This is a genomic window from Pseudomonas sp. NPDC089918, from assembly GCF_050280605.1.
Classification (GTDB): domain Bacteria; phylum Pseudomonadota; class Gammaproteobacteria; order Pseudomonadales; family Pseudomonadaceae; genus Aquipseudomonas.
In genome coordinates this window covers 172,706-194,576 of the sequence record NZ_JBNNVP010000001.1, presented here as the reverse complement: position 1 = coordinate 194,576, position 21,871 = coordinate 172,706, and the positions used below count along the sequence as shown (strand labels likewise).

18 protein-coding genes and 1 pseudogene are annotated in these 21,871 nt (G+C 59.5%); 5 read left to right on the top strand and 14 right to left on the bottom strand.

What is annotated here, in order from left to right:
- Window positions 1-76 precede the first annotated feature (76 nt).
- The 6 genes from ACQKPC_RS00870 to ACQKPC_RS00845 form a co-directional block, all read right to left on the bottom strand.
- Window positions 77-1,000: an SdiA-regulated domain-containing protein gene (locus ACQKPC_RS00870; RefSeq protein WP_427622790.1), complete on the bottom strand. Its 924-nt coding sequence runs from the start codon at window positions 998-1,000 to the stop codon at window positions 77-79.
- Window positions 997-2,517, bottom strand: a complete 1,521-nt coding sequence (locus ACQKPC_RS00865; RefSeq protein WP_427622789.1) for an ArnT family glycosyltransferase — start codon at window positions 2,515-2,517, stop codon at window positions 997-999. Before ACQKPC_RS00865 ends, ACQKPC_RS00870 begins: the two co-directional genes overlap by 4 nt.
- Window positions 2,518-2,520: 3 nt before the next feature.
- Window positions 2,521-2,799: a lipid-A-disaccharide synthase N-terminal domain-containing protein gene (locus ACQKPC_RS00860; RefSeq protein WP_427622788.1), complete on the bottom strand. Its 279-nt coding sequence runs from the start codon at window positions 2,797-2,799 to the stop codon at window positions 2,521-2,523.
- Entirely contained in the window at window positions 2,796-3,536 is a 741-nt protein-coding gene (locus ACQKPC_RS00855) for a glycosyltransferase family 2 protein (RefSeq protein ID WP_427622787.1), read from the bottom strand. Before ACQKPC_RS00855 ends, ACQKPC_RS00860 begins: the two co-directional genes overlap by 4 nt.
- Before the next feature lie 46 nt (window positions 3,537-3,582).
- Entirely contained in the window at window positions 3,583-4,560 is a 978-nt protein-coding gene (locus tag ACQKPC_RS00850) for an NAD-dependent epimerase (RefSeq protein ID WP_427622786.1), read from the bottom strand.
- Between the two features lie 268 nt (window positions 4,561-4,828).
- A complete protein-coding gene (locus ACQKPC_RS00845) occupies window positions 4,829-5,617 on the bottom strand; it encodes an alpha/beta hydrolase (RefSeq protein ID WP_427622785.1) in 789 nt (262 codons plus the stop codon).
- A gap of 347 nt (window positions 5,618-5,964) precedes the next feature.
- Here ACQKPC_RS00845 and ACQKPC_RS00840 point away from each other — a divergent pair, with 347 nt between their 5' ends.
- The gene (locus ACQKPC_RS00840; RefSeq protein ID WP_427622880.1) at window positions 5,965-6,783 is read left to right on the top strand and encodes an aldo/keto reductase; all 819 of its coding nucleotides are present in this window, start codon (window positions 5,965-5,967) and stop codon (window positions 6,781-6,783) included.
- Window positions 6,784-7,004: 221 nt separating this feature from the next.
- Here the strand turns inward: ACQKPC_RS00840 and ACQKPC_RS00835 are convergent, their stop codons facing one another.
- Entirely contained in the window at window positions 7,005-8,825 is a 1,821-nt protein-coding gene (locus ACQKPC_RS00835; RefSeq protein ID WP_427622784.1) for a DAHL domain-containing protein, read from the bottom strand.
- Between the two features lie 229 nt (window positions 8,826-9,054).
- Window positions 9,055-9,618, bottom strand: a complete 564-nt coding sequence (locus ACQKPC_RS00830; protein ID WP_427622783.1) for an N-acetyltransferase family protein — start codon at window positions 9,616-9,618, stop codon at window positions 9,055-9,057.
- A gap of 224 nt (window positions 9,619-9,842) precedes the next feature.
- Between ACQKPC_RS00830 and ACQKPC_RS00825 the strand changes: the two genes are divergently transcribed.
- A complete protein-coding gene (locus tag ACQKPC_RS00825) occupies window positions 9,843-10,763 on the top strand; it encodes a universal stress protein (RefSeq protein WP_427622782.1) in 921 nt (306 codons plus the stop codon).
- Here the strand turns inward: ACQKPC_RS00825 and ACQKPC_RS00820 are convergent.
- Together ACQKPC_RS00820 and fnr are read right to left on the bottom strand one after the other, a co-directional pair.
- Window positions 10,753-11,736 carry a zinc-dependent alcohol dehydrogenase family protein gene (locus ACQKPC_RS00820; RefSeq protein ID WP_427622781.1) on the bottom strand — a complete coding sequence of 328 codons (984 nt, stop codon included), beginning with the start codon at window positions 11,734-11,736 and terminating at the stop codon, window positions 10,753-10,755. The two genes, ACQKPC_RS00825 and ACQKPC_RS00820, sit on opposite strands and share 11 nt — an antisense overlap.
- Before the next feature lie 33 nt (window positions 11,737-11,769).
- A complete protein-coding gene (gene fnr / locus ACQKPC_RS00815; protein WP_218394541.1) occupies window positions 11,770-12,516 on the bottom strand; it encodes a fumarate/nitrate reduction transcriptional regulator Fnr in 747 nt (248 codons plus the stop codon).
- Between the two features lie 210 nt (window positions 12,517-12,726).
- On the opposite strand from fnr, the gene ACQKPC_RS00810 reads away from it, so the two are divergent.
- Window positions 12,727-15,108, top strand: a complete 2,382-nt coding sequence (locus tag ACQKPC_RS00810; RefSeq protein ID WP_427622780.1) for a phosphoketolase family protein — start codon at window positions 12,727-12,729, stop codon at window positions 15,106-15,108.
- Window positions 15,109-15,114: 6 nt separating this feature from the next.
- Here the strand turns inward: ACQKPC_RS00810 and ftsH are convergent, their stop codons facing one another.
- On the bottom strand, window positions 15,115-16,941 hold the full coding sequence (ftsH, locus tag ACQKPC_RS00805; protein ID WP_401173320.1) for an ATP-dependent zinc metalloprotease FtsH: 1,827 nt from the start codon (window positions 16,939-16,941) through the stop codon (window positions 15,115-15,117).
- Between the two features lie 154 nt (window positions 16,942-17,095).
- On the bottom strand, window positions 17,096-17,680 hold the full coding sequence (locus tag ACQKPC_RS00800) for a phosphoribosyltransferase family protein (RefSeq protein ID WP_427622779.1): 585 nt from the start codon (window positions 17,678-17,680) through the stop codon (window positions 17,096-17,098).
- A 163-nt stretch (window positions 17,681-17,843) separates the two neighbouring features.
- Here ACQKPC_RS00800 and ACQKPC_RS00795 point away from each other — a divergent pair, with 163 nt between their 5' ends.
- On the top strand, window positions 17,844-18,521 hold the full coding sequence (locus ACQKPC_RS00795) for a dienelactone hydrolase family protein (RefSeq protein ID WP_427622778.1): 678 nt from the start codon (window positions 17,844-17,846) through the stop codon (window positions 18,519-18,521).
- 310 nt (window positions 18,522-18,831) lie between these two features.
- Window positions 18,832-21,111 (top strand): heavy metal translocating P-type ATPase, encoded by a 2,280-nt coding sequence (locus ACQKPC_RS00790; RefSeq protein ID WP_427622777.1) that lies wholly within the window; start codon window positions 18,832-18,834, stop codon window positions 21,109-21,111.
- Window positions 21,112-21,156: 45 nt separating this feature from the next.
- On the opposite strand, the gene ACQKPC_RS00785 is transcribed toward ACQKPC_RS00790, so the two are convergent.
- On the bottom strand, window positions 21,157-21,582 hold the full coding sequence (locus ACQKPC_RS00785; protein WP_427622879.1) for a potassium channel family protein: 426 nt from the start codon (window positions 21,580-21,582) through the stop codon (window positions 21,157-21,159).
- A 76-nt stretch (window positions 21,583-21,658) separates the two neighbouring features.
- Window positions 21,659-21,865 (bottom strand): annotated as a pseudogene (locus tag ACQKPC_RS00780) (BON domain-containing protein); the annotation flags it as partial.
- Window positions 21,866-21,871: the final 6 nt, after the last annotated feature.

Genomic DNA, 21,871 nt, shown 5'->3' with positions numbered 1-21,871 from the left:
AAAACGGGTTCACAGCAGATCCCCTGTGGGAGCGGGCTTGCCCGCGAAGAGGCCGGCCCATCCCACACAAAACCCATTAATGCACCACAGCGGCCTTCGATTTACTGAACCGATAAAACAGATTGGGCTCGCTCACAATGTAAAGCTCGCCATCGGCGTCCATGGTCATGCCTTCGGCTTGCGGTATGTTTTTTTCGAGATCATCCGTCAGGCCGAGCAGTGAGCGGATGCTGACGAAGTTACCTTTCTCGTCGAGTTCGGTCACGTTGTCGGACTGCTCGCTCAGCACCAGCAAGTGACCGGTTCGCGGATCGTAGTAACCCTCGGAAAGGTCCATGCCGAAGACGCTGCGGTCGATCCAGTTCGTCAAGTCCTTGATGCGGACCTGCCACGAGCCGTCGATGGACGCGAGCATGCCCGTGACCGAATACAGCTGCCGCGGATCGCGTTCCTTGACCGCGAAGATACGATCATTGGCCGCGTCATAGGTCACGCCTTCAAAGCCCTTGTTGTGTTCGCTCAGGTTGATCTCGATGGCGAGAAACGGTGCGTTTTCCGCATGGATAGGGCCAGGGGTACTCGGCAAAGTGACGACGTACAGTCGCTGCAACACTTCATCGGCGATCACCACTCGCCCCTTACCCAAGTAAGCAATGCCTTCCGTGTCCTGGAACCCGATCAGCGGATAACGTTCAAGCAGGTCGCCGTTACGGCTCAGCGTGACAATCGCCATGGAAGAACTATTGGTGATCCCCAACAGACGATCCCGGTCCGGGTCATAGGTGATGCCGGACAAATCGGTGACGCTCGCAACAGGCTTGGCCTGGATCACGGCTTTATAGTCCGGCAGCCAGATATTTTTGTCCGGCGCCTGATTGCCGTGCCAGAGGTTTTGCCAGTGAGCATACAGCTGCCGGTGGACCATAAAATGTACCGAAACCGCGTAGGCGCCAAGCAATACAACAATGAAAAATACTCCCGGCTTCCATGCCTTGCTCATGTCTTTTCCTTGTCCCAGCTGAAGCGATAGACCTTGGGTGGCTGCCCGGGATGGCAACGGCCGTTATCGGCATCGGCGCCTACGATCGACCACTGCGCACGAGACGTTTCGCCCAGCGCATGGGCGGCTTCAGGATTGAAACACTGGCTCAACACTCCGTCCGGCACCAGGGCGTATGCCTCACGGTGGTCGCGCAACCACTGTGCTGCTTGTTGGACCGAGGAGTCTTTCATCCCGAAATGCACGATTGGCTGCCGGGCGAATAACCAGTGGCCTTCGCGCCAGTTGACCAGCACCAGATCGGCACCGTGGGTCGTGGTCGCCGCCTGCGCCATGAGCGCTTCATGGGGGTTGCGACCGTCCTTGATCGTCTCGATGAAACCGCGGGCGAACCACAGAACAAACCAGGTCACCACCAGCGCCTGGAATATTCGTCGACCGCGCGGGCGTTTGCCGAACCAGCGCTTGAGCAGCCATGGAATCAGCGGCGCTGCCACCAGCACCAGCCCTGGCAGCGCCGGATAGATGTACAACTTGCGCTTGCCGCTGCTCAGGCAGAAGAACAACACCACCAGCACGACCCAGCCCAGCAGCACCAGCACTCGACCGTCGTGTTTGCGCAGTTGCCGGCGCCAGGCCGGCACCAGCCAAGGCAGGGCCAGCACCAACGGCAGCCAATATTGCGGGATCACGTTGACGAAGAAATACCAGAACGGTTCGCGGTGATCCCACGCGGCGGCATAGCGTGCTGCCGTCTGGCGCAGCAGGATTTCTCGCGCATAGGCAATTTCATCCGCAGTGCCATTGAGCACAATGGAAAGCGCCAAGGGCAGTAGCCAGATGGCGATGGCGCCGAGCGCAACCAAAAAGCCCAGGAACCACTTGCGCGCTTCGCCCGGCATGGCCACCACACCGGACCAGTTTTTGCGCACCGCGTAGGCATACGGAATCAGCATCAACACCGGGACGAAGCCGACCCCTTTGGTGATCACGCCAATGCCCATGGCGGCGCAGCCCACATAGAACCAACGCCACGCCGGCCCAAGCAGCAGATGTCGTACCAGCCCGTACAGGCCCAGCGACGTGAACAGAATCAAAAAGCTGTCGATCTGCCCGGTTCGCAAGATGCTGTAAGTCTGATAGGTGGCCAGGTACAAGAGCGCCGCCGTCCGACCGATGCGCTGATTCCATAATCTGCGGCCCAGATCGTAGACCATGGCCGTGACCGTTGCGGCCGACAAAAGCCCCGGAATATAAAGGGCGAGGGCAGGCAGGCCGGTAAGCCACGCGAAGAACGCCACCGTCCACATAAAGATCGGCGGCTTATCGCCGTATATCTCCGCGGCGCGGTGGGGGATGAACCACGCGCCGTTGTGCAGCATTTCCAGTGCCACGCCGAGGAAGCGTTCCTCGTCCACATTCTGCGGTTGACGCAGCCCCAGCCCGGCGCCGATCAACAGCAAGGCGAGCAGCATCAGGCCCAGGCATTCGATCCCGGGCGACAGGGTTTTGCGCATGGCTCAGTCCTTTAAATGTCTGCTGCGGGCAATCAATTGCAAGTTGCGCAAATAGACGATGGAGCCAAAGGCCTGGCCGACAATGAAGACCGGGTCTTGCCGGTAAATGGCGTACGCGAACAGCAAGGTGCTGCCGATGATGCTCAGGTACCAGAAGCTCACCGGGATCACGCTGCGTTTTTTGTATTCGCTGTACAGCCACTGCAAGACGAAGCGACCGGTAAAGGCGATCTGGCCACCGAAGCCGATCACCAGCCATAGGGTTTCGCGGGAGAGGTTCATCCTTCGATCTCCTGTGCGTTGGTATTCAGCCGTGTGCGCTTGATCAGCCACCAAACGCCGAACAGGTCGAGAATGCCCACCAGGGCACGGTCGATGTTGCCGTATTTGGACACCCCGGCTGTGCGGGGGCGGTGGTTGACCGGATGGACGATCATGCGGCCGTTGTGACGCTGGATCAGCGCAGGAATGAACCGATGCATATGGTCGAAGTACGGCAAGCGCAGAAACGCCGCACGCTCGATCAGTTTTAGCCCGCAGCCGGTGTCCGGGGTGGCGTCCTTGAGCAGGCGGCTGCGCAGGCCGTTGGCGAAACGCGAGGCCCAGCGCTTGCTGGCGGTATCACGGCGATTGACCCTATGCCCGGCCACCAACTGAACGTCGACCAGACCCTGTTCACCGCGCACCAGCGCCAACATCCCGGGGATGTCCGCAGGGTCGTTTTGACCGTCGCCATCGAGTGTCGCCAGCCATTGGCCCCGGGCATTCAGCGCGGCATGGTAGAGCGAGGTGCTTTGCCCCAGCGAGCGCTCATGACGCAGGATACGCAACGCGCTCAGACCGTTGTTTTTGATCTGCCGCAGTTCATGCAAGGTGGAATCGGTACTGCCGTCGTCCACGACAATGATTTCGTAAGCCTCATCGGCCAGTGCGGTGCGGATTTCCTCAAGTAAGGGCTTGAGGTTGTTTGCTTCGTTTTTTGCTGGAATCAATACAGATACAAAGATGTCTTGGCTCATAGAGTCCCCCTTGCGCCTTGGTCTTTTATTATCAAGGGCTCACGTTTCATATCTGATAGAAGTGGCGATACCACTTCACAAATTCCGCCACGCCTGTTTCAACCGTCACCTGAGGGCGGAAGTCGACCCATTCGGCCAGTGCCGAAATATCGGCCCAGGTCTTGATCACATCGCCTGCCTGTAGCGGCATGAAGTTGCGTTGGGCCTTGATACCCAGCGCCGATTCCAGGCAATCGACGAATTCCAGCAGCGGCACCGGCTGGCCGCGGCCTATGTTGAAGATTCGGTTTGCGCCATCGCCGGGCCCGTTCGGCACCGGTGGTTTTGAGCGCAGGCGGGCGATGCTTTCGACGATGTCGTCGATGTAGGTGAAGTCGCGCGACATCTGGCCATGGTTATAGATGTCGATCGGCAAGCCTTTGATGATCGCCTCGGTAAACTTGAACAGCGCCATGTCGGGGCGGCCCCAAGGCCCGTAAACGGTAAAAAAGCGCAGGCCGCTGGCCTTCAGGCCATAGAGGTGGCAGTAGCTGTGCGCCAGCAGTTCATTGGCTCGTTTAGTGGCGGCGTACAACGAAATGGGATGATCGACGCTGTCTTCGACGCTGAGCGGCATTTTGCTGTTGGTGCCATACACCGAGCTGCTCGAGGCATAGATCAGATGCGCGGGGCGGTGGTGTCGGCAGGCTTCCAGCATATTCAGGAAACCTACCAGATTGGACTGCGCGTAGACGTCCGGGTTGTCCAGCGAATAGCGAACGCCCGCCTGGGCCGCCAAGTGCACAACCTCGGTGAAAGCATGGTCTTCGAATAACGCCATCAAGGCCGGTTTGTCGACGATGTCCAGAGTCTGGAAACGAAAGCCCGGCAAGGATTCCAGCGCCTTGAGTCGTGCATGTTTGAGTTCCACGCTGTAGTAGTCGTTGAGATTGTCGATACCGACCACTTCAAGACCTTCCCGACACAATCGCTTGACGGTGTGATACCCGATGAAACCGGCGGCGCCCGTGACCAGAACCGTCATGAGGCCCGCGCCTGTGCGCGACCAATCCCCGCCGTGCGCAAAGGAGGCCTTTGCATGACATTCACCCCTGGGTGCGTGCTGATCAGCGTATGTGTTTGGGTCGATATCACCGTTGGCTCCATGCCTTGCTCCATCGTTTTATCAAAGGCCCGCGCGATGCTCATCATGAGCCGCTGCACCCGCAGCCACGCATAACGTGCCTGCTGGGTTGTAAAAAAAACGTTAAGCATTCATGTCGATTTTGTGACTGTCTCCTGATGCGCTGACCTTACAGCCCTGCACCCAGCATCTTCAGGTATAGGGGGCTTTCGGAGATCGAATTGTGGCCCGTGTCCGGTATCACTTGCAGCGAGGCCACGCCCTTGGCGAAATGGGTGTAGAGCTGGTCCGTGCTTGAGCGCGGTATGACTTCGTCGTGCCCGGCGGCAATCAACAGCGTCGGTACGGTGATGTGAGCGGCGTATTTCCAGGATTCGAACTTGTCCCGAAGCAGCCACTTCACCGGGAACCAGCGGAACTGGCGAGCGGCGAGGTCTTCAAGGCTGTTGTAGGGCGTGATCAGAATCAGCCGCGAGGCCGGGCGTTGGCTGGCGAGGCGCACGGCGACGCCCGAGCCCAGGCTGCGCCCGACCACGGCGATAGTGGGATGGGTGTTGTAGACCATATCAAACAAGGTCATGGCATCTTGCTGAATCGCCTCCTCGGACGGCGACCCGGAACTGCCACCGTAGCCTCGGTAATGCAGCAAGTAGATCGCATGATCCGCAAAGGCCTGCGAGAACCCGGGCAGGCTGCGGGAAACGTCCTCGGCATTGCCACCGAAGTAGATCAATGCCTTCGGGCCGTCGTGTGGCCTGACGGTCACCAGCACCCGCGCATCGGCGACTTGCAGCGTCAGCAGTGTTTCGGGTGAGTCGATGGCGCGTGGTTGCGGGTAGTAGATCAGGGCGCGCTGAAATACGAACAGCGCCGCGCAGAGCACCAGGTACGCAATTGCAATGAAAGCGAAGAGAGACATCAGGGGTCGCGACATTCGACTAAGTTTAGTGGACGACATTGACTGCTTTGGGCCTTGAGACAGCTATTGCTTGAGTGCCGCAAAGTGTAGTTCAGCAAATTCAGCTGTACAGGAGAGGTGCCCAATGCCAGTCAATCAAGCGCAATCCCTGTGGGAGCGGGCTTGCTCGCGAAAGCGGTGTGTCAGGCAGCATCAATGTTGACTGTGGCGCCGTCTTCGCGAGCAAGCCCGCTCCCACAGGGTTGCGTGTTACTGACTGGTCTTTGCCTATGATTGTTTTCAGCCGTAGAAAAATACTCACGCTGGCTGCCGGTGTTTCGGCGGTCTTCACCTTCGATCCGGCCTTTGCCGCATCGGCGTCGTCGACGGAAACAGGAGGCAAGAACATGCTGACCCGAGCCATTCCTTCCAGCAACGAGCCGTTACCCATGGTCGGGTTGGGCACCTATCGCGGCTTTGATGTCGCGCCTTCCGACGCCGCCTACAAGCAATTGCCCGCTGTGCTCAGAGCGTTGTTCGAGAAGGGCGGCACGGTGATCGACAGCTCGCCCATGTACGGTCGCGCCGAGCAGACGACCGGTGAATTGCTGTCGATCCATCGGCCTCGTTCGCCTGCATTTCTGGCCACCAAAGTCTGGACCCAGGGTCGCGAAGAAGGCATCGCGCAGATGGAACAGTCGTTCAAGCTGTTGCAGACCGACCGTATCGATCTGATGCAGATTCACAATCTGCTGGACTGGAAAACCCACCTGCCCACCCTGCGCCAATGGAAGGCAGAAGGGCGCATCCGCTACATCGGCATCACCCATTACACGGCGTCGGCGTATGACGAAGTGGAGGCCGTATTGAAAGCCGGGCCGATGGACTTTTTGCAGATCAACTACGCCCTGGACGACCGCGGCGTCGAGAAACGAATCCTGCCGCTGTGTCGCGAGCGCGGTGTGGCGGTGATCTGCAATCGGCCTTTCGGTGGCGGCGGTTTGCTCGCTCGATTGAAAGGCAAACCGCTGCCGGGATGGGCCGCGCAAGTGGGAGTCAATAGCTGGGCGCAACTGGCGCTCAAGTTCCTGCTGGCTCATCCGGCGGTGACCTGTGTCATCCCCGGCACCAGCAACCCGCGTTACATGGCGGAAAACGCCGGTGCGGGTTTTGGCCCGATGCTGACGGATGCGCAACGCCAACAGTTGATGGCCTTGGTGGGATAGTCGCGTTGGTGGGGCGATTAATACCAGTCAGTCAAGCGCAATCCCTGTGGGAGCGGGCTTGTGTGGCGAGGGGGCTTGCCCCCGTTCGGCTGCGTAGCAGTCGTAAAACCATTGCATGCGGTGTACCTGATACACCGCGATTGCAGGTTTTGGGGCCGCTTCGCGACCCAACGGGGGCAAGCCCCCTCGCCACAAAAGTCCGCTCCCACAGGTTTTGCGACTTAACTGACTGACATTCCAGCGGTCGGCAATGCATGCGCAGTCTCCAAAGGTATCTCCAGGGTGAAAACCGCTCCGTGGCCCGGTCCATCGCTATGGACGCGAAGATGCCCGTTCATCTCTACCGCCGCGAGCGCACAACTGTGCAGGCCAAAACCATGACCTTCCTTGCGCGTGGTGAAGCCGTGATTGAAGATGCGGGTGATGTTTTCGGCGGCGATCCCTTCGCCCTGATCCTCTACGCTGAGGCGCAGCGTTGTGTTATCGACAATCTTGACGCCCAGCGTCATCTGGCGCTGACGGTCGCTGACCTTGGACATTGCATATTTGGCATTGCTGATCAGGTTGATCAGGATCAACAGCAGTCGGTGTTTGTCGCCGATGATCGTCGGCGTGTCCTGATAGTCCTTGGTGACGACGACATGGTGACGACTCAACGCGCCGGAATTCATGCGTAACGCATCCTCGAACAGATCGACGACGTTCAACGGCTCAACCAGCCTGGCGGCGCCGGCATAGGCCTGTTGAGTGGAAACGATGTCCTTGATGTGATCGATGCTTTTGGTGAGTTGTGACAGTTCCTCAACGATGCTCGATTGCTCGGTCGCGATGGAGTCGACCAGTTGATTGAGGTAAAGGGGAAGCAATTTGCCTTTTTCATCGCACGTGATGAACTGCCCCAAGTCTTCGGCATGTTCGTTCATCATTTTCACCGCTTTACCCAGGCCGAGGGTTTTGCTGGCCGCCAATTTGCGGGTGATCAAATCTGCCGAGACGTTAACGCTGTTCAGCACATTGCCGACGTTGTGCAACACATTGGTCGCGATCTCCGCCATGCCGGCCATCCGCGCGGCATCGACCAGTTCGCGCTCGGCTTCCAGCAGTTCGCGGGTGCGTTCTTCGACGCGTTGCTCCAGTCGCTCATTTGCTGTTTGCAGCTCATTGTTCATCTTGTTGATCAGGGCATAACTGCGAATCAGGCGGCCGGCCAGATACAACAACAGCAGGGCCATGATGCCGGCGCATATGCCCAGGTAAAGGTGATATTGGCGGTCTGTCGCGCTGGTGCGCCGTTGTTTCTCGTTCAATAATTCGTTGATGCTGTCCAACTGCCGTGCGACCGGAATCACACTGATGCGATCAAGCAGATCATTGACGATGGGCTGTTCTCGAACAATGGCATTCACCGCGTCTACAAAGGTAGTGAAAGGCGGGCGCTGTTCGGGCGGCAGTTGATTGATGTAGTCATTCAGATACTTCATATGCCCGGAGATTTCCTCAGCCCTTTCGCTGGAGACATAGAGAGCGTATTCAAGGGTGTCCAACGTAACATCGAACACCACTGAGGCCGCCACAGCATCCACTTTCGGGCGTTTGTCGTTGAAATCTTCCAGCAACACCCGAATGTTATCTTCCAGCTCAGGCAGGGCCTCGAATGATATTCGCAAGGCCGTGTTGTGCTGTTTGAATTGCTCAACCAGTCGGGTTTTGTTTTCTACCGCATCCAGATAACCCTCGCGTCGAGTTTGCCAAAGAGTCGAGAGGGGGCCGGTCGCATTGAGGTTGTCGAGCTGCGCCCATCGCTGTTCTGCTTCAGCGGGTGCTCCCAGAAACAAATTGTCGTTCAGGCCGATTTTGGCTCTCAGAATCTTCACGTTCCAGTTGGCATCGAACTGCTTGAGTTGGCGAACGAAGTCGCGCGACTCGAAGTAGGTCGATGTGTCGTAGGAATAGGATTTGATCAGCAAAAATATCAGTACGCTGAAAAGAGTCAGCGCAATGGCGCCCAAGGCAGTCCATTTGTAATGATTGGAAAGCTTCATTGCGGCATTCCTCCCTGGGCCATCCTGAGGGAGAGGTTTTGCCAACGGTTAATGATTTCCATTTTTGCGCTCCCTGCAAAATGGCGATGATCACCACATTGTTTGTAAGCCTAGCGTTGTTGGCGGACACCGTTGAAAAAAACACCGAACGGCGGGTCGGCACTCGTTGTTAGAGCCCTGAGTGTTGAAACACCCCTCGGCGGATCCAATCACGCCGAGGGGCGTTTTTTTACAGATAGAGGCTATGAATGACCTGACGACTGTCATCGGGATCGTGACGGGTCTCAAAGCCCAGGGCTTTGGCCAAATCGCGCATGGGGGCATTGCTGGCGGCGTCGACGGAATACATCTGACGAAAACCATTCTTGCGCGCGGCCTTGATCAAATGCTCCATCAGCGTGGTGCCCAAGCCCAGATGCTGGTACTCATCGGCAACCGTCACGGCACATTCACACTCGGTGTCGGCGGTGGCGGCATAGCGGCTGACACCGATTTCAATCAGTTTGCCGTTGTCATGGATCAGGGCGATGTAAGCCAACCGGTTCTTGCCGTCGACATCCATCAACTGGTCGAGCATGGCCGTGCCGGGCTCGTTGACTTGCGCCAGAAAGCGCATGTGCCGCGACTCCGGGGACAGCTGCTTGATAAAAGCATATTCACGTTCGCGGTCTTTTTCTGTCAGCGGCCGGATCAGCACATGGCGCCCGTCCCTGAGCGCTTCAATCCAGTACTGTCCGGAGACGGCAGCGTAGGCGACGGCCGCTCGGTCATTGTGGTCTTTAACAGTGAGCATGGTGCAATTCTCCATTCGGGTTGAAAGGCAAGCGCGTCGCAACGAACCACGCGGTTCATTTCTTTTTTACGCCGCTGGCGGCGCTTGAATCTGATCTGGATCAGACACTCGTGACAGGCAGGCTCAAACGCTTGCATCTGATGTAAATCAACCGGGCCAGGGGGTAACGAGCGCAGTCTGGGAACATACCGGCGCTTTGGACCGGCACCGAATCGAGGTGTGTGATGGGTCAATATCAACGTGTGTTGCTGATCGCCGACCGAACCCTGTACCAATCCCCGGCCTTGCAGCGCGCCGTTGCCCTCGCCAAGGTCAGCGGGGCGATTCTGGATGTGCGGGCGTTCATAGAACCGGCCCCGATCATCCATTTGTGGGAAGAAAAAACCGATGAGGCGGAGAACCAGCGCTATCTGCGCCGCTATCGCCGCTGGATGGCGGAAGAAATTCAGCGCCTCAGCGGTGAGGGACTGAAAGTGAGCGTGGAAGTGGTCTTCACCACTCATCCATTGCTGGACATCCTGAGGTGCGTCGACGAGCTCAAGCCCGACCTGCTGATCAAGGACGTCACGCTGGAGCCGCTGCTCAAGCGCGTGTTTGTCACCCCTCTGGATTGCCATCTGCTGCGCGAATGCCAAGTGCCGGTGCATCTGGTCAATCAGGCCCGTCACGCTCTGCCGCACCGGATCGTGGCGGCAGTGGACCCGTTCGACCCCTCGACGCAAATCAGTGGCCTCAACGACACCATCATTCAATCGGCGAATGCACTGGCCCTGCAATGCGATGCACCGCTGCATCTGCTGTACGCGTATGACTTGTCGCCGGCCTTCAATGGCGATGCGCCCTTAGTCAGCGGCGGGTGGAACGTGGACTTCATGGAGGAGCTGCGGCAATCCCTGCACCAGGCGTTTGTCAGCCTGGCCGATCGCTATGGCGTGCCACCGGAGCGCCGGCATTTCATCATGGGCCTGCCGGCGCCGGTGCTGAGTGAGTTTGTCGAGGAGTATCTGGCCGATGTCGTTGTAATGGGCACGGTGCATCGGGTGGGGTTCGATCGGTTGATCGGCAGCAACACGGAACGAGCGCTTTACTCGGTGCCGGGCAGTATTCTGGCGGTCAAGCAGCCGGGATCGCGTGTCAGGGGATGAGCACAATCGCGCCTTTGACCTGACCGGCCCGCAGGCTGGCCAGTGCCTGATTGGCATCGTCCAGGGCGAAACAGGTGACATCGCTGTGCACGGGCGTATGACGCAGCTCTGCAAAAAACGCCGTGCCGTCCTCGCGAGTCAGGTTTGCCACTGAACGGATGCTGCGTTCGCCCCACAGCAATCGATAAGGGAAGCTGGGAATGTCGCTCATGTGGATGCCCGCGCAAATCACACAGCCACCCTTGACGGTGGCTTCCAGCGCCAGTGGCACCAGCGCACCGACGGGGGCGAAGATCAGGCTGGCGTCGAGCGGGTGCGGCGGCGGTTGATCCGAGGGACCTGCCCATTCGGCGCCCAGGGTTCGGGCATAGGCCTGGCCCTCGCTGTCGCCCGGTCGGGTGAAGGCATACACCTGCTGCCCCCGGCCCCGTGCCACCTGAATCGCCAGATGCGCCGCCGCGCCGAAGCCATAGAGACCCAGATGACGCGCCCCTTTGGCCATTTGCAAGGCGCGAAAACCGATCAGCCCGGCACACAGCAGCGGTGCGGCTTCGGCGGCCGAGAGCGCGTCCGGGATGGGAAAACAGAAATGGGCGTCGGCAACGGTGTACTCGGCATAACCGCCATCCAGGTGACAGCCGGTGAACCGGGCGCGATCGCAGAGGTTCTCCCGGCCCGAGCGGCAGAATGTGCACTCACCGCACGTCCAGCCGAGCCAGGGAACGCCCACGCGCTTACCGACCCAGTCGGGCGCGACGTTGGCACCCACCGCCGTCACTTCACCGACGATTTCGTGGCCCGGCACCCGCGGCAGCACTGCTTGCGGCAATTCACCATCCACCAGATGCAGGTCGGTGCGGCACACGCCACAGGCCAGGACTTTGATTAACAGTTGGCGTGCGTCGGGTATCGGGATGGCACGCTCCTCCCGTTGCAGCGGCTGGCCGGGGGCATGCAAAACCATCGCGCGCATGACGATTCTCCAAAAGCCGATGCACCTGGGGCGTCAGGGGGGCGACTGCCGGTGACAGCCGACGACCAATTGCTTGAGCCCCTCCAGATTCAGGACTTTGACATTACGCCCGGAAATCTCGACCAACCCCTGATCCCGCAGATGAGCGATGCCCCGACAGATGGTTTCCAGGCGCAGGCCCAGATACGAGCCGATCTCTTCACGGCGCATTTTCAGCACGAAGTCTCTGGACGAGTACCCGCGAATGCTCAGCCGTTGCGACAGGTTCAGCAGGAAGGCTGCCAGGCGTTCATCGGAGTTCATGTTACCCATCATCATGAGCATGCTGTGATCACGCACGATCTCCCGGCTCAGGAGCTTGTTCATGTTGTGTTGCAGTGAGGGCAGTTCCTGGGCGAGTTTCTCCAGTTGTGCGTAGTGCAGGGGGCAGACTTCGCTGTCTTCCAGGGCAAAGGCGCTGCAGGCGTGCCGATCGTCGCTGATGGCGTCCAGACCGAGCATTTCGCCGGGTATCTGAAAACCGGTCACCTGCTCGCGGCCATCGACCGACAGCATGCTGGTCTTGAATGCACCAATGCGTACTGCATACAGCGAGCGCAACGGATCACCGGCCCGGTACAGGGCGGCGCCTTTTTTAACCTTTACCCGTTGAACGATCAGGGTATCCAGCCGCTCGACCTCCTGGCCGGTCAAGCCGATCGGCAGGCACAACTCCAGGACGCTGCAGTTGGAGCACGCGGCCTTCAGATAATGATGTTGATAGGGTCGGGTTTCGGGCATCGCATGTAGCCCCTGATAGTGGGTAAAGGATAGTTTGGATCGCAACTTCAATCGGGCGTTTACGGGGGCAATCGACGAGCGGGAAAAGGCTCGTCCTCGTCGGGACGGGGCGGCCGGCGCAGGACTTGATGTAAATCAAGTCTTGCGCGTTGCAGACTCCCAGAATTGGCGCATGTTTATCGGTATACCGAGCCCCTTGCGGAGAACGTCATGAGCGATTTTTTGAGTGCCGAGCAACTGGAAGGGCTGGATGCCTACTGGCGGGCCTCCAACTATCTGGCGGTCGGGCAGATCTACCTCAAGGACAACCCGCTGATGAAGGAGCCGCTGACGCTGGCGCATGTAAAGCCACGGCTACTGGGGCATTGGGGCACGACGCCGGGGTTGAACCTGATCTATACGCACCTCAACCACCTGATCACGACCCACGACCTGAACATGATCTTCATCGCCGGCCCCGGGCATGGCGGCCCGGCGGTCGTGGCCCAGACCTACATGGAAGGGACGTACACCGAATTCAATCCGTCGGTGGGGTGCAACACCAACGGTCTGACCCGACTGTTCCGGCAGTTTTCCTGGCCCTACGGCATTTCCAGCCATGTTTCAGCGCAGATTCCGGGGTCGATCCATGAAGGAGGCGAGCTGGGCTATAGCCTGGCCCATGCCTACGGCGCCGCGTTCGATAACCCGGATTTGATGGTGGCGTGTGTCATTGGCGACGGCGAGGCCGAAACCGGGACGTTGGCGGCCAGTTGGCACTCCAACAAGTTTCTCAACCCGGCGCGTGACGGGGCGGTGCTGCCGATTTTGCATCTGAACGGGTACAAAATCGCCAACCCGACCGTGCTTTCCAGCATCAGCGAGGAGGAGCTATCGGCGTTGATGTATGGCTATGGCTACGATCCGTATTTCGTCGAGGGCGATGACCCGGCAGAGGTTCATCAAGCCCTGGCCAGGACGCTGGACACCATGGTGCTGGATATTCGTGAAATTCAGCGGATCGCGCGCCAACGGCCGCAAACCCGCCCACCGGAACGGCCCTTGTGGCCGATGCTGGTATTACGCACGCCCAAGGGCTGGACGGGACCGAAATTCGTCGATGGTCGTCGGGTCGAAGGCACCTGGCGCGCGCATCAAGTCCCGCTGGCCGATTTCCAGCAACCCACACACTTGCGGCAATTGGAGGAATGGCTCTACAGCTACCGCCCTGACGAGCTGTTTGACGCCAATGGCACCTTGCTCCCCGAAATCGCCGCCCTGGCGCCGACCGGCCATCGGCGAATGAGTGCCAATCCCCACGCCAACGGTGGGCTGCTGTTGCGACCGCTGGAGCTGCCGCGGTTCACCGACTATGCGGTGAACATCGAGGTTCCCGGTGGTTTGCGCGCAGAAGCGACACGGGTGCTGGGGACGTTTTTGCGAGACGTGATGAAAGACAATCTGACGTCGAGCAATTTTCGTCTGTTCGGTCCGGACGAAACCGCCTCGAACCGGCTGGATGCGGTGTATGAAGTCAGCGCCAAGGCATGGATGGAGCCGCTGGGCGTCGACGACGTCAATCTGGCAGCCGATGGCCGGGTAATGGAGATTCTGAGCGAACAGGTTTGCGAAGGCTGGCTCGAAGGCTATTTGCTGACGGGCCGGCATGGGCTGTTTTCCTGTTACGAGGCGTTCATCCACATCGTCGACTCGATGTTCAACCAGCATGCCAAATGGCTGAAAACCGCCGCTGAAGTGCCATGGCGCAAACCCATTGCCTCGCTCAACTATTTGCTCACGTCTCATGTCTGGCGCCAGGACCATAACGGCTTCTCCCACCAGGATCCGGGGTTCATTGATCTGGTGGCGAACAAAACCGCGGACGTGGTCCGGATCTATCTGCCGCCCGACGCCAATTGCCTCTTGTCGGTGGCCGATCATTGCCTCAGAAGCCGCAATTACGTCAACGTGATCGTGGCCGGCAAGCAACCGGAATGGCAATGGTTGAATATCGATGCGGCGATTCGTCATTGCCAGGTCGGTATCGGACGGTGGGACTGGGCCTGCCAGGATGATAGCGATCCCGACGTGGTCATGGCCTGTGCCGGCGACGTTCCGACCCTTGAAACCCTGGCCGCGGTCACCTTGCTGCGCGAATACGTGCCGGATTTGCGGGTGAGGGTGATCAATGTCGTCGATCTGATGGTCCTGCAACCGTCGTACCACCATCCCCACGGTTTGGCGGACAACGCATTCGATGAACTGTTCACCGTCGACCGGCCCGTGATTTTCGCCTTCCACGGCTATCCCGCGCTGATCCACCGACTGCTGTACAAGCGCACCAATCACGAAAACTTTCATGTCCGCGGCTTCAAGGACGAGGGGGCTACCACCACACCGTTCGACATGGCGGTGCTCAACAACCTGGATCGGTATCAGCTGGCACTGGATGTCATCGAGCGCGTGCCCCGGCTGCATGATCAGCTCCAGACCGCCCGGGCGCGCTACTGGGCGACGATGGAGAAGCACAAGCTTTATCTCATCGAACACGGGCAAGACATGCCCGAAGTGATGCAGTGGCAATGGACACCGGCGCCGGATAACCGGGCTTGATGGTTATCACAGTTTCGGTAATGCCGGGGCAGGCTTGAGTGGCATCAGCGGCGGGAATTCCTCGGGGGTGAGGGTTTCCTTTTCCAGCAACAGGCGGGCCCCCTCATCCAGGTCGGCCCGACGACTCTCCAGCAATGCCTTGGCCCGTTGGTAGGCTTCATCGAGCAGGGCGCGGATACCCAGGTCGATTTCCCGGGCGGTCTGTTCCGAATAATCCTTCTCGCCCACCGTGGCCATGCGGTCTCCCAGGTACGTTGCGTTTTGCCGCTCCAGCACCGATTGTCCGAGTTCGGCGCTCATGCCGAACCGGGTGATCAATTGGCGGGCGATATCAGTCGCGCGGCCCAGATCATCGGCGGCTCCGGTGGAGATCTGGCCATAGACCAGGTCTTCGGCGGCGCGCCCGGCCATCAGCACGACAATCCGGTCCTTGAGGGTCTGGCAACTGATCAGGAAGTGATCCTCGGTCGGTCGTTGCAGGGTATAGCCGAGCGAGCCGATGGCGCGGGGCACGATCGACACTTTATGCACCGGATCCATCGCCGGCAGCGTGCTGGCGGCCAGAGCATGCCCCATTTCGTGATAGGCCACTACTCGGCGCTCGTCGGGATCGAGCAGGCTGCTTTTGCGTTCGAGCCCCGCGATGAGGCGCTCTACGGCCGCGGTGAAATCGTTCAGGCTGACCGCTTCGGCGCCGCGTCGAGTGGCGACGATGGCCGCTTCGTTAACCAGATTGGCCAGGTCGGCGCCGGTGAAACCGGTGGTGATCTCGGCGATACGTGCGCCATCAAGCCCTGGCTCCACAATGACTTTCTTGAGATGGACCTTGAGGATCGCCTCCCGCCCTTTGCGATCGGGGCGGTCGATCAGAATCTGCCGGTCGAAGCGCCCGGCCCGCAACAACGCCGGATCGAGGACCTCTGGCCGGTTGGTCGCGGCCAGCAACACCACGCCCTCACGGGGATCGAAGCCGTCCAGCTCGGCCAGTAACTGATTGAGGGTCTGTTCTTTTTCGTCATTGCCGCCCAGCGTACCGACGCCGCGCATCTTGCCCAATGCGTCGAGTTCATCGATGAAGATGATGCAGGGCGCCGCCTGCCTGGCCTGCTCGAACAGGTCGCGGACCCGGGCTGCGCCGACCCCGACGAACATCTCGACGAACTCGGAGCCGGAGATCGAGAAAAACGGCACACCGGCTTCCCCTGCGATGGCTTTGGCCACCAGCGTCTTGCCGGTGCCTGGCGGGCCCACCAGCAAGGTGCCTTTGGGAATGTGTGCGCCCAGGCGTGCGTACTTGGCCTTGTCCTTGAGGAACGAGACGATCTCCACCAACTCGGCCTTGGCTTCGTCGATGCCCGCGACATCGGCGAAGGTGACCCCGGTGTCGCGTTCTACAAACACCTTGGCCCGGGACTTACCGACATTCATCAGCCCGCCAAGGCCTTGTTTGTCGGCCATCCCGCGAAACAGGAAATTCCAGAACACCATGATCAGGACAAACGGTAACAACCAGCCCAACAGGCTGTTCAAAAAGGTGTTTTCGGTGGTTCCGGTAAAACCGACGCCCGATTGAGAGAGTTCGGTCGCCAGCGCCGGGTCGACCCGCACGGTGGAGAACCGCTCGCGTCCGTCGATGGGCTCTTGCAACTTGCCGCTGATCTGGTCCTTATCGACCCGCAAATCACTGACTTTTTGCTCGTTCAACAGTTGCAGGAATTGGCTGTACGGGAGGGGCTGCACCGCCTGGCGCTCACCGAAGAAAATCTGTGCGAGGCTCAGCACGATAAAAGCGATCGCGAAGTAGGACAGATTCCACTGGTCGTTCTTTTTCATGGCCTTGGCTCGGAGTGGGAACGCAGGGTCGTTTATAACGGGCCGCTACCGCGCGGTCAGGGTTGTTCCACGCCCAGGGGATGAAAAGTCATTGAAAAGCGACACCCTGTTTCTGCAGGCCAGCGACCGACCCCTTTACTAAAGATAGCCTGCTTCAGCTTCTCCCTCGCGGGTGAAGCGCTGCGCCATGACGCAGCACTTCAATGCAAAACTCCATTTCGTAGGGCGGCACGTTGCATTCGACGATGTCATGGGCGGCAACTTGCAGGTGCACGCCGACAACATCGGCATGGATCGGCTGCTGGCAGACATGCCGGTCGACCAGTACTGCCGTGTAGACCTGACGAGCACCGAGTTGCGCCAGGTACGCGCAGGTGCGCAGGAGCGAATGGCCTTCAAACAGCACATCATCGACAACCAGCAGGGTGGTATTGGCAAGGTCCAGCGTGTTGAGAAGCGGGTTCTCGGTCAGTGCCGTGTGTGCATGCAGCACCTTGAGGTCATCGGCATAGCGCTTGACCTTCAGTGGGTAGAGAGGCAGTTCTGGCTGGCCGGTCTGACGTGACAGATGTTGCCGTAAACGCTGTGCCAGAGGCTCACCACGGCGCTGGATGCCGACCAATGCCGCTTGAGCGGGCGGCAACAGGGTTGCGGCCTGGCGCGCCATTGCCTGCAGCACCAATTCGAGTTCATCGCTGTCGTACAAGCGCAACCGCTGACTCGCAGGCAGGTCAGGCATGGCAGTCTCCCGTCCAGAGCCGATGGGTGAATCATAGCGTAAGGGCTGTGTGGGGCATGCGCCTGGGAGGACCAGTGGACAGCAACGAATCTTCAGGAGCGGAATCTAAACTGGTGATTCAGTGAAGACGTCGGCTGCCCACAGGCTGGAGAAGAGGATTGAAATGATTGAGGCTCGCTATCGAAAGCTGGACCTGGGGGACGTGGCGCTGTCTGCCGACCTGCGTCTGCCCAAGAACGCTGTCGGCCTGGTGGTCTTCGTCCATGGCAGCGGTAGCAGTCGTTCAAGCCCGCGTAATCAACAAGTTGCCGAGTCGCTGGCCCGGCGAGGGCTGGGCACATTACTGTTCGACCTGCTCACGGAACCGGAGCAACACTTGGATAATCAGACACGGGAGCTGCGTTTCGATATCGCACTGCTTTGCGGGCGGTTGGTGAAGGTGATCGACTGGATTGGCCAGGATGCCGAACTGCAACAGCTTCGGATCGGATTGTTCGGCGCCAGCACCGGTGCCGCTGCGGCGCTAATGGCAGCGGCCGAGCGTGCGGACCGGGTGCATGCCGTGGTGAGCCGAGGAGGGCGGACCGACCTTGCGGGTGCGGCGCTGGCCCGCGTGAAGGCTGCGACCCTGCAGATTGTCGGTGAGCAAGATCCGGTGGTGATCAATCTGAATGTGCAAAGCAGTCATGCCTTGCGGTGTGAGAAATGTCTGGAAGTCGTGCCGGGCGCTACGCATCTTTTTGAAGAAACAGGCGCGATTGAAACAGTCGCCAGGCTGGCTGGCGACTGGTTCGAGCGGTATTTGCACGGTAGTCGTCCAGCGTCGACCCCCACCGTCTGATGCTTGTCATACGCCAAATGGAAAGGTGAATACAGCGTCAGCAGCAGGAACAGTTGAATGCAGCCATTGGTGATCCACAGCGCATTGGCCGGCACACCCTGGCTGTTCTCCACGGCGAGCGCCCCGGCATGACGTTTTCCCTGGCCGGGGTAAACACCGATTCGGTCGCTAGCAGCGTCCAGGCGAGCAGGGCGCCACCCACCGAAATAATCAAGCCGATACTGATCAATACCGATGACGCATTGCGAACATGCCGGGCATTCGAGTCCTAAGCTCTATCCATTCATGTCGCGTGTAGGAACTCACATCAATGCTCGGTAAGTGGCTGGATCCGGCTCTATTGCTGCTCACCACCCTGACCCTGCTGGTCGGGGGCATTGCGCAGGTCGTCGGGAAGTCTGACTGGGCATCGACTTTCTGGGCCGCAGGCAGTCTGGTGATGGCCCTGGTGTTGCTCGTCGAGATTGCCAGGCGCCTGGCCCGACGCGAGGCCGGTGTAGATCTGATTGCACTGCTGTCGATTGCAGCGGCGTTGTTTTTTGAACAGACGCTGGTGGCGGCGGTGATTGCCTTGATGCTGGCGTCAGGTCGCATCCTGGAGTTTTTTACCAAACAACGCGCCGAACGCGAGCTGCGTGCGCTGGTAGACCGGGCGCCACGCTTTGCCTGGCTGCAAGAAAGTGGCGATTTACGGCAGATACCGGTTGAGCAGATCCAACCGCAGCAGACACTGCTTGTGCGCTTGGGGGAGGTGGTACCGGTCGATGGCTGTCTCCTCAGTTCTACAGCCATTCTGGACGAATCGGCGCTCAGCGGTGAGTCACTGCCGGTCACCCGCCAGGCAGGGGAGCAATTGCCCAGTGGCGTGACCAATGTCGGTGCACCCATTCTCCTGGCTGCCACGCGAACGGCAGCGCAGAGCACCTATGCCGGGGTGGTGCGCCTGGCCGAAGCCGCACGACGCTCGCGCGCGCCTTTCGTGCGTCTGGCCGACCGTTATGCATTGCTCTTCATTCCTCTGACATTGCTGATTGCCGGGATCGCCTGGCACATGAGTGGAGATTCTTTGCGAGCGCTGGCGGTTTTGGTGGTGGCCACACCTTGCCCTTTGATTCTGGCGGTGCCGATCGCGATCATGTCAGGTATCTCCAGGGCGGCGCGGCGCGGGATCCTGATCAAGGACGGCGTGACCCTGGAAGCGCTGGCCGGGGTCAAGCAGGTGTTTCTCGACAAGACCGGCACGCTGACCAGCGGCCATGCCCGTCTGCAGTCGATTGAAACCAACGGAGCGTTCGATCCGCAGCGCCTGCTTGGCCTGGCCGCTTCGCTGGCGCAGGCCTCGACGCACCCGATTTCCCAAGCCATTGTCACAGCGGCCTATCAGCGTGGATTGCCGCTCAGCCTGCCGCAGGACGTTGAGGAGATTCCGGGCGCGGGTCTTTGCGGGCTGATCGATGGCCTGCGAGTGCGCTTCGGCACCTTGTCGTTTGTTCATAAAGACATGCCTGTGCCTGGCTGGGCCACAACCATGCTGCGCCACATGGATTACCTGGCGTGCAGTGGCAGTTTCATTGAAGTGGATGGGGCACTCGCCGGTTTGCTGGTTTTCTCGGACAACCTGCGTCGGGAAACCCCGCTAACCCTGCGTCGACTGCGCAACAGAGGCATCCAGAGAATCGTCATGCTCACGGGTGATCGCCTGGAAACCGCCGAGATGATTGCGCTGTCTGCCGGTATTGACGAGCTGCGTGCCGGGTTGACCCCTGAGGATAAAGTGCGTGCGGTCCAGGAAGGCTGCCTGCGCGCCAGCACGCTGATGGTGGGCGATGGCATTAACGATGTCCCCGCACTGGCGGCGGCCCATGTCGGTGTGGCGATGGGGGCCAGCGGTGCCACGGCCTCTGCGCAAGCCGCGGGGGTTGTGCTGCTGGTGGATCGCCTGGATCGCCTGGTAGAGGCGCTGGACATTGCCCGCCGCACCCGTCACATCGCCCGCCAAGGCGTGTTGGTCGGCATGAGCATGTCCGTGCTGGCCATGGTTGTGGCGGCCTTCGGTTACCTGCCGCCGCTTATCGGCGCCATTGTGCAGGAAGGCATCGACGTGGTGATCATTATCAATGCTCTGCGTGCATTGATGCCGTCGCGAGGTCTGCACCAACAGCTTGCCGGGGAGCATATCGATCGCCTGCAGGATGAACACGATCAGCTTTCCACGGTGCTGAGCGATCTGCACAAGATGGCAAATGACTTTGCCCTGCGTCCACTTGAGCAAGCACAGGCCGACTTGGGTGAACTGGTGGATAAGCTGCAAGCCTCACTGGCCCTCCATGAACGCGAAGATGAAAAAAACCTGTACCCGCTGCTGACACGAAGCATGCAGGGTGAGGACCCCTTGTCGGCATTGAGCCATGCCCATCGAGAGATCTTTCGCCTTATCCATGTGCTGGCGCGCATGAGCGCTGACTTCAGTGCCGACCCTGCAACGGCTTGCGCCGATGAGATTCAGCACCAGTTGATTCGTCTGGATACCCTTGTGCAACTGCACTTTGACCAGGAGGAGGAACTGTTCCGTTATCTCGACAGACGCTAAGGAAAAGCCGGTCTCAGTCGATCCGTGCAAGGGAAGGGCTGCGGGTTATTTGCGCTTCCAGTACTTCTGCATTTCGATAAACAGAAAGGATGCCGTCCAGGTGATGAGTACCAGACCGGTCAGGGCCTCCAGACCCGTCAGGTACTTGAGGTTGCCCACGGGTGAAATATCGCCGAAACCGATTGTTGTGTACGTGGTGAATGAAAAGTACACGCAGTCCATCAGTGAACCATCGAAGTTGCCAATCAGGCTGCCCCATTCTCCGGAGCGCACCATCAGGTAATAAACCAGCGCGAAGCACCACACCTCTATGGCATGGGCCAGCAGAGCACCGAACACCCCGACGACAATCCTGAAGCGGCTCCAGAGTTTAAGCCTCGGCAACCAGTCATTGAGGCGTAACAGGCATTCGTAGTGGATCACCACGGCGACGATCACCACCAGCGTATTGATCAATGTGACCGCGAGCATCATGCCCCTCCAGTGAAACGCGGCCGGTGCGATCCACGATTTCCCCAGATCATTGACTCAGGCGAGCAGCAAATGATCTGACCTGAATTTCCTCGGCCAGCGCGCGTACTCCTTTGATGCTTTTTACCGCGCGTTCTGCGTTGATTTTCTGCATGTAGCTCTTGACGTGCCCGGAGAGCGTGACGACGCCGTTGTCCACGGTCACACCGATGTTGGCAGCATCGATATCAGGCTGGAATTCAAGCTCTTCCAGAATATGTTGACGCAAACTCAAGTCGCTCATGGTGAT

Coding starts and splice junctions, on each gene's coding strand:
- ACQKPC_RS00785 (WP_427622879.1), bottom strand. CDS start 21,582: ATGCTCGCGGTCACATTGATCAATACGCTGGTGGTGATCGTCGCCGTG.
- ACQKPC_RS00850 (WP_427622786.1), bottom strand. CDS start 4,560: ATGACGGTTCTGGTCACGGGCGCCGCCGGTTTCATCGGGTATCACACC.
- ACQKPC_RS00870 (WP_427622790.1), bottom strand. CDS start 1,000: ATGAGCAAGGCATGGAAGCCGGGAGTATTTTTCATTGTTGTATTGCTT.
- ACQKPC_RS00790 (WP_427622777.1), top strand. CDS start 18,832: ATGCTCGGTAAGTGGCTGGATCCGGCTCTATTGCTGCTCACCACCCTG.
- ACQKPC_RS00810 (WP_427622780.1), top strand. CDS start 12,727: ATGAGCGATTTTTTGAGTGCCGAGCAACTGGAAGGGCTGGATGCCTAC.
- ACQKPC_RS00835 (WP_427622784.1), bottom strand. CDS start 8,825: ATGAAGCTTTCCAATCATTACAAATGGACTGCCTTGGGCGCCATTGCG.
- ACQKPC_RS00845 (WP_427622785.1), bottom strand. CDS start 5,617: ATGTCGTCCACTAAACTTAGTCGAATGTCGCGACCCCTGATGTCTCTC.
- ACQKPC_RS00840 (WP_427622880.1), top strand. CDS start 5,965: ATGCTGACCCGAGCCATTCCTTCCAGCAACGAGCCGTTACCCATGGTC.
- ACQKPC_RS00865 (WP_427622789.1), bottom strand. CDS start 2,517: ATGCGCAAAACCCTGTCGCCCGGGATCGAATGCCTGGGCCTGATGCTG.
- ACQKPC_RS00820 (WP_427622781.1), bottom strand. CDS start 11,736: ATGCGCGCGATGGTTTTGCATGCCCCCGGCCAGCCGCTGCAACGGGAG.
- fnr (WP_218394541.1), bottom strand. CDS start 12,516: ATGCCCGAAACCCGACCCTATCAACATCATTATCTGAAGGCCGCGTGC.
- ACQKPC_RS00825 (WP_427622782.1), top strand. CDS start 9,843: ATGGGTCAATATCAACGTGTGTTGCTGATCGCCGACCGAACCCTGTAC.
- ACQKPC_RS00800 (WP_427622779.1), bottom strand. CDS start 17,680: ATGCCTGACCTGCCTGCGAGTCAGCGGTTGCGCTTGTACGACAGCGAT.
- ACQKPC_RS00830 (WP_427622783.1), bottom strand. CDS start 9,618: ATGCTCACTGTTAAAGACCACAATGACCGAGCGGCCGTCGCCTACGCT.
- ACQKPC_RS00855 (WP_427622787.1), bottom strand. CDS start 3,536: ATGAGCCAAGACATCTTTGTATCTGTATTGATTCCAGCAAAAAACGAA.
- ftsH (WP_401173320.1), bottom strand. CDS start 16,941: ATGAAAAAGAACGACCAGTGGAATCTGTCCTACTTCGCGATCGCTTTT.
- ACQKPC_RS00860 (WP_427622788.1), bottom strand. CDS start 2,799: ATGAACCTCTCCCGCGAAACCCTATGGCTGGTGATCGGCTTCGGTGGC.
- ACQKPC_RS00795 (WP_427622778.1), top strand. CDS start 17,844: ATGATTGAGGCTCGCTATCGAAAGCTGGACCTGGGGGACGTGGCGCTG.